Origin of the sequence: Methylobacterium trifolii, from assembly GCF_022179685.1 — a bacterium.
Classification (GTDB): Bacteria; Pseudomonadota; Alphaproteobacteria; order Rhizobiales; family Beijerinckiaceae; genus Methylobacterium; species Methylobacterium trifolii.
In genome coordinates this window covers 1-10216 of record NZ_BPRB01000001.1, presented here as the reverse complement: position 1 = coordinate 10216, position 10216 = coordinate 1, and the positions used below count along the sequence as shown (strand labels likewise).

General features: G+C 71.3%; 10 protein-coding genes. 2 read left to right on the top strand and 8 right to left on the bottom strand.

Features of this window, described 5'->3' with window-relative positions; translation table 11 throughout:
• Positions 1–46: 46 nt before the first annotated feature.
• The 8 genes from flbD to COGEMETH_RS00015 all read right to left on the bottom strand — a co-directional run bounded on the left by flbD (position 47) and on the right by COGEMETH_RS00015 (position 8020).
• On the bottom strand, positions 47–1411 hold the full coding sequence (flbD, locus tag COGEMETH_RS00050) for a sigma-54-dependent transcriptional regulator FlbD (protein WP_238180575.1): 1365 nt from the start codon (positions 1409–1411) through the stop codon (positions 47–49).
• A 70-nt stretch (positions 1412–1481) separates the two neighbouring features.
• Positions 1482–1820 carry a flagellar motor switch protein FliN gene (fliN, locus tag COGEMETH_RS00045; RefSeq protein WP_238180574.1) on the bottom strand — a complete coding sequence of 113 codons (339 nt, stop codon included), beginning with the start codon at positions 1818–1820 and terminating at the stop codon, positions 1482–1484.
• 7 nt (positions 1821–1827) lie between these two features.
• Positions 1828–2454 (bottom strand): FliH/SctL family protein, encoded by a 627-nt coding sequence (locus COGEMETH_RS00040; RefSeq protein WP_238180573.1) that lies wholly within the window; start codon positions 2452–2454, stop codon positions 1828–1830.
• Positions 2451–3503, bottom strand: a complete 1053-nt coding sequence (locus tag COGEMETH_RS00035; protein WP_238180572.1) for a flagellar motor switch protein FliG — start codon at positions 3501–3503, stop codon at positions 2451–2453. The genes COGEMETH_RS00040 and COGEMETH_RS00035 overlap by 4 nt, the downstream gene beginning before the upstream one ends.
• A 99-nt stretch (positions 3504–3602) precedes the next feature.
• A complete protein-coding gene (gene fliF / locus COGEMETH_RS00030) occupies positions 3603–5210 on the bottom strand; it encodes a flagellar basal-body MS-ring/collar protein FliF (protein WP_238180571.1) in 1608 nt (535 codons plus the stop codon).
• Between the two features lie 206 nt (positions 5211–5416).
• Entirely contained in the window at positions 5417–5692 is a 276-nt protein-coding gene (gene sciP, locus COGEMETH_RS00025) for a CtrA inhibitor SciP (RefSeq protein ID WP_142585083.1), read from the bottom strand.
• 91 nt (positions 5693–5783) lie between these two features.
• Entirely contained in the window at positions 5784–6467 is a 684-nt protein-coding gene (locus tag COGEMETH_RS00020) for a flagellar hook assembly protein FlgD (protein ID WP_238180570.1), read from the bottom strand.
• A gap of 11 nt (positions 6468–6478) precedes the next feature.
• Positions 6479–8020 carry a flagellar hook-length control protein FliK gene (locus COGEMETH_RS00015; protein ID WP_238180569.1) on the bottom strand — a complete coding sequence of 514 codons (1542 nt, stop codon included), beginning with the start codon at positions 8018–8020 and terminating at the stop codon, positions 6479–6481.
• Positions 8021–8305: 285 nt separating this feature from the next.
• Here COGEMETH_RS00015 and mnmA point away from each other — a divergent pair, with 285 nt between their 5' ends.
• Positions 8306–9478 (top strand): tRNA 2-thiouridine(34) synthase MnmA, encoded by a 1173-nt coding sequence (gene mnmA, locus COGEMETH_RS00010; RefSeq protein WP_238180568.1) that lies wholly within the window; start codon positions 8306–8308, stop codon positions 9476–9478.
• Positions 9479–9503: 25 nt separating this feature from the next.
• Positions 9504–10157 carry a class I SAM-dependent methyltransferase gene (locus tag COGEMETH_RS00005; RefSeq protein ID WP_238180567.1) on the top strand — a complete coding sequence of 218 codons (654 nt, stop codon included), beginning with the start codon at positions 9504–9506 and terminating at the stop codon, positions 10155–10157.
• Positions 10158–10216: the final 59 nt, after the last annotated feature.

Here is a 10216-nt window from a genome sequence, read left to right as displayed (position 1 = left end):
GCGGGCTTCGCGATACCGCGTCCGCTTCGATCAGGCGGACGCGGTATCAGCCGTAGGCGGCGACCGGGCGGATGCCGCCCGGCTCGGCCACCTGGAGCCCCGAATCGACGTACTCGTTGAGCTTGTTGCGTAGGGTCCGGATCGAGATGCCGAGAATCCGGGCCGCATGGGTGCGGTTGCCGAGGCAATGGTCGAGGGTGTCGAGGATCAGGTCGCACTCGACCTGCGCCACGGTGCGCCCGACGAGGCCGCGGGTGGCGGCCTCGGCCATCTGGGCCGCCCGCACCGCCGGCCCGTCCGCCGCCGCGATCACGTCGCCCTCGGGCGTCATGATCGCCTCCGGCCCGATCTCCGAACCGCTGGCGAGCAGCACCGCCCGGTGCAGGGTGTTCTCCAGTTCGCGCACGTTCCCACGCCAGGGGTTCTTCATGACGATGGCCTGGGCGGCCGCCCCGAGGGCGCGCACCGGCAGCCCGTTCACCTCGGCGTATTTGCGGGCGAAGTGGGCGGCCAGTTCCAGGATGTCGGCGGGGCGCTCGCGCAGGGGGGGCAGGCGCAGGGAGACCACGTTGAGGCGGTAGAACAGGTCCTCCCGGAAGGTGCCCTTGCGGACCTCCTCGGTGAGGTTGCGGTTCGAGGTGGCGAGCACGCGGATGTCGACCTTGACCGGACTGGTGCCCCCGACCCGGTCGATCACGCGCTCCTGCAGGGCGCGCAGGAGCTTGGATTGCAGGCGCACGTCCATCTCGGAAATTTCGTCGAGGAGCAGCGTGCCACCGCTCGCCTCCTCGAAGCGGCCGATGCGGCGGGCGATCGCCCCGGTGAAGGCGCCCTTCTCGTGGCCGAACAATTCGGATTCGAGCAGCGCCTCGGGGATCGCGGCGCAGTTGACCGAGACGAAAGGCTTGTTGGCGCGCAGCGACTTGGCGTGGACGTGGCGGGCCAGCACCTCCTTGCCCGTGCCGCTCTCGCCGGTGATGAGCACGGAGGCCTCGGAGCGGGAGACCTGCTCGGCCAGCCGCACCACCCGCTCCATGGAGGCGTCGCGCCAGACGAAGGCGCGCCCGTCGGCGGCCACCGCCTCGATCACCGCGGCGATCAGCTCCGGGTCGGGGGGGAGGGGGATGTACTCCTTGGCGCCCGCCTGGATCGCGGCCACCGCCGCCTTGGCGTCCGTGGCGACGCCGCAGGCGACCACCGGGGTCCGGATGCGCTCGGCCTCCAGGGCCGCCACCAGCTCCCGGATCGAGAGGCCCACGTCGATCATGATCAGGTCGGCGCCGCGGGCGCGCAGGACGTTGAGCCCCTGCGCGACGCTGTCGGCCTGGGTCACGGCGGCGCCGCGGTTCATGGCGATCTTCGAGGCGGTGATCAGCTCGCCGTTGAGCCGTCCGATCATCAAGAGCCGCATGGCGGTGTCTCCAAATCCTGTCCGGACCGCGCGGGGCGCGGCGGTCCGTCATGTGCCGGTGGGGCGGGGCTCAGTTCTCGCCCTTGACGATCTCGGTCATGGTCACGCCGAGGCGGTCGTCCACCAGGACGACCTCGCCGCGGGCGACGAGGCGGTTGTTGACGAAGATGTCGATCGCCTCGCCGACCTTGCGGTCGAGTTCGAGCACGGTGCCGGGTGCGAGGCGCAGCAGGTCGCCGATCGGCATCCGCGCGGCGCCCAGCACGGCGGAGACCACGACCGGCACGTCGAAGAGCTGTTCGAGGTCGGCGGCGGACTTGGGCGCGGTCGGCGCGTCGCGGATCGATTCGGGGGCGCCGAAGTCGGAATCCTGTGCGCCGAGCTGCGGCAGGCTGAAATCGTCGGACATGGGGGGCTCAGGGGTTGAGGCTGTCGGCGGCGGAGTCGAGGCCGAGGGAGGCCAGCACGGTCGCCTCGATGCGGGCGCGCTCGCGGACGATGCCGCCATCGGCCCACTCGATGCGGGCATCGCCCGGCGACAGGTCGGGGTCGCCGAGCACCACGAGGCGGCCCTCGTAGCCGCGCTCGCGGGCCAGCCGCTTCATCAGGGTCTCGGCCTCCTCCACGAGGCCGTCATGCACCCGCACCACGAGGTGGGGCACGCCGCGCAGGTGCTGGAGGGCGGTGCGCGCGGCCTCGCCGATCGCGGCCATCGGGCGCGCCTCCAGGGCCTCGCCCGCGACCTTGCGCGCGAGCAGAACGGCGACCTCGACGGCCTGGTCCTCGCGCTCGGCATCGCGGGCGTCGGCCTGGGCGAGGAGGCCCGCGGCGGCGAGGCTCAGGCGGGTGATCGCGTCGGCGAGCCGCCCCTGCGCGTGGGCCTCCGCCTGGGCGCGGCCCTCCTGCACGCCGCGGGCATGCGCCTGAGCCGCGGCCTGGGCCGCGTCCTCGGCCGCCCGCACCGCCGAGGGGCTCGCCTGGGGACGGCGGAAGTCGGTCTCGAACAGGAAGGGCTTTGCCGTCTGGGAGGACTTGGCGTTCAATAGACCAGCTCCTCTTCGGCGCTGTTCTTGGCGATCATGATCTCGCCCTTCTCGGCCATGTCTTTGGCGATCTCGGTCATCTTGGTCTGGGCCTCGTCCACCTCCTTCAGGCGGATCGGGCCCATGGACGCCATCTCGTCGCCGAGGTTCTTGGCGGCGCGGGTGGACATCTGCTTCATGAAGAAGCCACGCACGCGCTCGTCGGCGCCCTTGAGGGCGCGGCAGAGGGTGTTGGTGTCGATCCTGCTCATCAGGGTCTGCACGCTGCCGGGATCGAGCTTGAGCAGGTCCTCGAAGGTGAACATCAGCTCGCGGATGCGCTTGGCCGAGCCGCGGTTGGCCTGGTCGAGGGCGGCCAGGAACCGGCCTTCGGTCTGCCGGTCGAAGGCGTTGAACAGATCGGCCATGAGTTCGTGCGCGTCGCGACGCGAGGTCTGCGCGATGGTCGAGACGAACTCGACGCGCAGGGTCTCCTCGATGTGGCGCAGGGCCTCCTTCTGCACCGTCTCCATCCGCAGCATCCGGTTGAGCACGTCGATGGCGAACTCTTCGGGCAGGATGGTCAGCACCTTGGCGGCGTAGTCCGAGCGCACCTTCGAGAGCACGACGGCGACCGTCTGCGGGTACTCGTTGCGCAGGAAGGAGGCCAGGATCTCGGGGTCGACCTGGGCGATGCTCGCCCAGACGCGCTTGCCGGAGGCACCCTTGATCTCGGCCATGATGAGGGAGACCTGCTCGGTCGGGAAGATCTTCAGCAGCAGCGACTCGGTGCGCTCGAAGTTCGAGGTGATGCCGCCGCCCGAGGACAGCCGCGAGACGAAGTCCACGATCAGCTTCTCGACGGTCTCCGCCTCCAGGGAGCCGAGCTGGACCATGGCGTGCGAGACCTTCTTGACCTCGTCCTCCTCCAGCAACTGCCAGATCGGCGCCCCGTCCGCCTCGCCGAGGAGAAGGAGGAGGGCCGCCGCCCGCTGCGGGCCCGGCATCGACGCGAAGCTCGATCCGCCGGCCGCCTGCAATGCCTGTTCGAGCCCGATCCCGGCCGCCATCGTCCCGTTTCCCTTACGCTACACGTGAAAGAGACGTCCGGGCGCAGCCGCGCCCGGACGATGCCGTGGAGACCTCTGCATGCGCGAGGGGCGCCATCGTCAGGTCTCCTGAATCCAGTTGCGCAGCACCTCGACCGTCTCGGCGGGGCTGGCGCGGACCATGTCCACGACGCGCTGGACGGTCTCGGCCTGAACCTGTCCGTTGATCTTGGCGTATTCCATCAGCCGGGTGGTCTCGCTGTCGCGCGGGATCATCGTGACGACGCCGCCCTCGCCGACTTCGCCCGCACCCGCGGCGAGCAGGGCCGTGGGCAGGGGGTCGGCGGTCAGCACACGGCGCAGCAGCGGGCGCACCACGGCCAGCAGCACGATCAGGGTCAGCAGGGCCAGGATGCCGAGTTCGACGAGGCGCAGCACCTCCTCCTTGGTCGGGCTGAGCAGCGACTGCACCAGGGACGGCTCGGAGAACTCGGCCGGCACCGGCGCCTCGGCCAGGCGCAGGTTGACCACTTCGAGCTGGTCGCCGCGGCCCTTGTCGAATCCGACCGAGGTGCGGACCAGGGCCGCGATGCGCTCGATCTCGGCTGCGGGCCGCGGCTGGTAGGTCTGCTTGCCGTCCGGCCCCGTGGCGTAGACGCCGTCCACCAGCACCGCGACCGACAGGCGCTTGATCCGGCCGCCCTCGACCACCTCGGTCTTGGTCACGCGGGAGATCTCGTAGTTCGTCGTCTCCTCGTTCTTGTTGGCCGTGTCCTTCGAGCTCGCGGGCTTGTCCTGGTTGGCGCCGGGCAGCTCGTTGCCGACGCTGACCTGGCCTTCCGCGCCGCCGGAGAGGGAGGATTCGGTCCGGGTCTGGCTGGAGCGCACCACCCGGCTCTCGGGGTCGAAGGTCTCCGAGCGGCTCTCGACCCGGTTGACGTCGAGTTCCGCCGAGACCTGGACGCGGGCCCGGCCCGGCCCGACGATGCCGGCCACGATCTCCTCGATCTGGGAGCGGAGGCGGCGTTCCAGGCCGACCTGCTTCTCCTCGATCCCCGCGCCGGCCTCGGCCCCCGCCCCGCGGGCGCCGTCGGCGAGAAGCCGCCCGCGCTCGTCCACGATCGAGACCCGCTCGGGCTTCAGCCCCTCCACGGAGGAGGCGGTGAGGTGCCGGATGGCGCGGACCTGGCCCGGATCGAGGTCGCCCATCAGCTTGAGCACGATGGCCGCGCTCGGCATCTCCCGGTCGCGCTCGAACAGGCGGCGCTCGGGCATGACGAGGTGGACGCGGGCGGCCTGGACCCGGCCGATCGCCCGGATCGAGCGGGCGAGCTCGCCCTCGAGCGCCCGCAGGTGGTTCACGTTCTGGACGAAGTTGGTGGAGGAGAAGGCGTCGCCCTTGTCGAAGATCTCGTAGCCCACGCCGGCCTGGGTCGGCAGGCCCTTGCCGGCCAGATCCATGCGCAGGCGGGCGAGGTCGGCGCGCGGCGCCATGATGGTCTGGCCGGAATCGCCCTTGGTCTCGTAGCGGATGCCGCGGGCGTCGAGGTCGCGGATCACGGAGGCCGAATCCTGCATCGACAGGTCGGCGAACAGGACGCCCATGTCGGGCCGCGAGACCCGCATGATGATGAAGGCGAAGAAGCCGATCAGCGTCAGGGTCACGGCCGCCATGGCCGCGAGGCGGGCCGGTCCGAGCTTCGTGACGAGATCGAGAACCGGCTTCACGACGTGGACGCGCCCGACCCTTGCGCCGCCCCCGCGGGCCGCTCGGCAAAATCTGCCGTGTGCGTGGTTAGCGGCGGGTTAATGGAACGCGCATTGGCGAGCCCGGCCCGGACGCGACGAAGCCGCGCCCATGGGGATGGACACGGCTTCGTCGTGGGGTCGAGGGACTTCCGGCGCGGGAACGGCTGGCCGGATTCCCGAGCGGATCAGTGGCGGTAATGCTGGATGCGCGTCGTGCGCAGGCCGGCAAGCCCGTGCTGATCGATCGAGAACTGCCAACTGAGGAATTCCTCGGTCGTCAGCGTGTAGCGCTTGCAGGCCTCTTCGAGGCTGAGGAGTCCGCCGCGGACGGCGGCGACGACTTCGGCCTTGCGCCGGATCACCCATCGACGGGTGCTCGGCGGCGGCAGGTCTGCGATCGTCAGGGGACTTCCGTCTGGCCCGATCACGTACTTCACTCTCGGGCGATGTGGTTCGGTCATGATACGCTCTACACTCGACTGACCTGTCGAGCTTCGAAGGTACTTGCGTCGGCTTAAAAGATGTTGAAGCCGATCACTCGGATATGATTCGTCAGCTCGCGCTTGTGGACAACCCGACCGAGCGCACGCTCGACAGTGGCACGCGGGTGCCGCCCAGAAGCAGGACCGGCTCGCTGCCGGTGAGGTCGACCTCGTCCACCTTGCCGGAGATGCCGGTATCCACGGAGACGGTCTGGCCGGTGGCGTCCTGGGCCGCGACCTTGATCGTGTAGGTGCCGTCCGGGGCGGTCATCCCGGAGGAGGTCTTGCCGGTCCAGGTATAGGTCTGCCCGCCCGCCGCCAGGGGCGTCGTCTGGCTGCCGACCAGGTTCCCGCTCGAATCGAAGATCGTGATCGTCGCCTTGGTGGCCGCGCGCGGCGCGGTGAGGCTCCAGGTGGCCGCGCCGTCGGCGAGCTGCGCCGTCTTGCCGTCGGCCGTGATCGTCTGGCCGATATAGCTCGTGGCCGAGGCCGAACTCGACGCCTTGGCGCTGGCGAGGATGCCGTCGAGCCGGTCGTTGCCCTTCAGCTGCTGCTCGACCTGGGCGAACTGCACCAGCTGCTGGGTGAACTGGTTGGTGTCCATCGGGTCCAGGGGGTTCTGGTTCTTGAGCTGCGTGGTCAGCAGGGTCAGGAACTGGGTGAAGTTGCCCGCGATCTCCTGGGCGCTGGTCTTTGCGGTGGAGGTCGAACTGGACGAGGCCGAACTCGCCAGGCTTGCGATGCCCGAGGTCATGGTGAGAATCCCTAGATTCGGATGTCGAGGCCGCCGAGGCCGCGCAGCGACCGGAGCGGAAGGGTGTCGATGGGGGAGGCGGCCTCCGGCGTGTCGCCGGGCCGGCCGCCGCCTTTGCGGGCCTGCCCGTCGCGGGCACCCGGATCGTTGCTGCCGGCGCCGCCCTCGCCGCGCAGGGACAGGCTGATGCTACCCTCGGCAGCGTCGAGCCCGGCCTGCGACAGGGCCTGCTGCAGGCTGCCGGCGTCGCGCTGGAGCATCGCCAGGGTGTCGATCCGCTCGACCACGAGGTGGGTCATCACCGTGCCCCGCTCCTTGTCGATGTCCAGCGTCACGTCGATGCGGCCGAGGTCGCCCGGATCGAGGCGGATCTCGAACTGGCTCGATCCGGACAGCGACCGCAGCCCGATCGTCATCGGCACCTGGCCGATCGGCACGGCCGGGGCGGTGCTCTGGGCCGCCGCCTTCTCCGAGGTCGCGGCGGCGTGCGCCGGAGCGGTGGCCGCCGGCGCCTTGAGGGCGTTCACGTCCGCGGGGGCAAGCGCCTGAGTCGCGTCGGCGAGGGCGGCCACGAAATCCGGCTTGTCCGGCGTGGCCGCGCCCGTGCCCGGCGTGTCCGCCGCGCCCACATCGGCTTTGGTCGCGTCGGCCTTTGCCGCGTCGATCTTGAAGGCATCGGTCTTGGAGGCATCGGCCTCGGAGGCGTCCGTATCGGTCGAATCCCCCTTGCCCGTTTCGATCCCGGCCACGGCCTCGACCGGCAGCGCCTCGGGATGGACGGCGCCTGCGGCGTTCGCCGGGGCGGCTACACCCGCGACGATCCGCTCTCCGGCACGCACCGCCCCGGCGCCGGCCTGGGCGGAAAATGCCGCAGCCCCGCCGATGCGGATCGTGCCGAACCCGGTGCCCAAAACGGCCGAGGCGCCAGGCCCGGCCGCCCCTTGCGGGACGACGACGGGCCCACCGGAGGCCGCTGCCGCGGCGCCGGCGGCATCCGTAGGCGCAGGACCGGCGGCGGCCGGCGCGCCGGTGGTCGGCTGCGCCCCCGTGGCCAGGAATGCCAGCATTGCAGCCTGCGCGGCCTGTTCAGGCGTCGGCACGGGCTGGACCGGGATCGGAACGGGCGCGACCTGCGGCGCGGCCACGGCGTCCTGCACCGGGGACTCCGTGTCGGCGGCCGTCTCCGAACCTTCCGTCGTGCCGGCATCCTTCGACGGATCGGGGTCGCTCGAAGGGGCGGAACCCGCGGCCGGCACATCTTTCGCCGCCACGTCCTGCGTGCGGGCATCGTCCGGCACGGTGGCGTCGGGCCGCGCCCGATCCGGAACGGCGGCCTCCCGCGGACGCTCGGCCGCCACGATCGGCTTCGCGACGTCCTGCGACCGGGTCGCGGGCTTGGTTGCCGGTGCCTCGTTGCGCGTCGCGGCGCTCAGTGTGTCGCCGAAGCCGTCCTGCGCGCCCGCCTCGGCCCGGTGCGATGCCGTGCTGCGCGCAGGCGTCCGCACCGGCAGCTTGGAGACGGCATCCAACCAATCCGTGTTCGCAACCGCCATGCACCTGCTCCTCGCCCATCCCTGTGAGCAAGCGCCGCGCCAGCGCTCCCATCCGAACAAACCACTGGCAGAAAAGCGGTATTTCGTGAATTGCAGCCTCATTGACCGCGCCGTGCGGCCGATGCTGCCGGCCGCCCGGCAGGGTTTGCCGGGTCGGGGGCGTCGTTGGCACAGTCCGCGCACCGCCCTGGAAAGCCGGGACGACACTCGCTATAGACAGCCGCGGGCGGCCGGGAACGCAGGTTTCACGGCCGCAAGGCTCTTTCGGCCGCAAGACCCGGCGCCATGAACTCCCTCGATCTTCCGAAGGCCCCCCACGAGACGCGCGTCGTCGTCGCCATGTCCGGCGGCGTGGATTCGTCCGTGGTCGCGGGGCTGCTGAAGCGGCAGGGCTACGACGTCGTCGGCGTCACCCTCCAGCTCTACGACCATGGCGCCGCGACCCACCGCAAGGGCGCCTGCTGCGCCGGCCAGGACATCCACGACGCCCGCCGCGCCGCCGAGCACCTCGGCATCCCGCACTACGTCCTCGACTACGAGGACCGGTTTCGCGATGCCGTCATCGACCGGTTCGCCGAGAGCTACCTCGCGGGCGAGACGCCGATCCCCTGCGTCGAGTGCAACCGCTCGATCAAGTTCCGCGACCTCCTGGGGCTCGCCCGCGACCTCGATGCCGACGCGCTCGCCACCGGCCACTACGTGGCGAGCCGCCCCCTCGACGGATCGGGCCGGCGCGGCCTCTACCGCGCCCTCGATCCGGCCCGCGACCAGAGCTACTTCCTGTACGCCACGACGCCCGAGCAGCTCGACTACCTGCGCTTTCCCCTGGGCGAGCTGCCCAAGGACGAGACCCGGCGGCTCGCCCACGAACTCGGGCTTTCCGTCGCCGAGAAGCCGGACAGCCAGGACATCTGCTTCGTGCCGCAGGGCCGCTACGCCGACGTGATCGCGCGCCTGCGCCCGGACGCGGCGCGCCCCGGTGACATCGTCGACCTCGACGGCCGGGCGATCGGCCGGCACGAAGGCATCATCCATTACACCGTGGGCCAGCGCCGCGGCCTGCGGCTGGCGGTCGGCGAGCCCCTCTACGTGGTGCGCCTGGAGCCGGAGAGCGCCCGCGTCGTGGTTGGCCCCCGCACGGCGCTGGCGACCCACCGCATCCGCCTCACCGACATGAACTGGCTCGGCCTCGATCCGCTGGCCGAGGTCGCGGACATGCCGGTGGCGGTGCGGGTGCGCTCCACCCGCGAGCCCCGCCCGGCCAGCCTCAGCTACGATTCCGCATCCGGCGCGGCCGAGGTGATCCTGGAGACGCCCGAGGACGGGGTCTCGCCGGGGCAGGCCTGCGCCGTCTACGCCGACGCGGGCACCCGTGCCCGGGTGCTCGGGGGCGGGACCATCCGCGCCGGGTCGATGCCGTGTCGGCCAACCCCGCCCGCGCCGCCTGAGCGGGCATGACGATCCCAAGGAACATGGTCGAACGATGCTGAGCGAGCCGCAGGGGGCGGGGCCGAGCACGGCCCTGATGCGCAAGGCCTATGCCCGCTGGGCCCCGGTCTACGACGTGGTCTACGACAAGCTGACCGAGCCCGCCGCCCGCGCCGCGGTCGAGGCCGCGGCCGAGAGCGGGCCGCGCATCCTGGAGGCCGGCGTCGGCACCGGGCTGTCGCTCGGCTATTATCCCGCAAACAGCCTCGTCTGCGGCGTGGACCTCTCCGAGGACATGCTCCGGCGCGCCCGCCGCAAGGTGCTCCGGCGCGGCCTCACCCACGTCCGCGGCCTCCAGGTGATGGACGTCTGCCGGCTGGGCTACGCCGATGCGAGCTTCGACGCGGTGGTGGCGCAGTTCCTCATCACCCTGGTGCCGGACCCGGAGGCCGCCCTGTCGGAGTTCCTGCGCGTGGTGCGCCCCGGCGGCGGGATCGTGCTCGCCAACCATTTCGGTCAGACCGAGGGGCCGGTCGCCCGCGTCGAGGAGATCGTCGCGCCCCTGTGCACGAAGATCGGCTGGTCCTCGGACTTCAAGTCCACCCGGATCGAGGCGTGGGCGCGCCGGAACGGCGTCGAGTTCATCGGGGTCGCCCCGACCTTCCCCGGCGGGTTCTTCAAGATCCTGCGGATGCGCAAGCGCGGGTGAGCGCCCCTGGGGAGCCCGGCCGGAGCCGGCTGCGGCGTGCCTTGCGCATCCGCAGGATC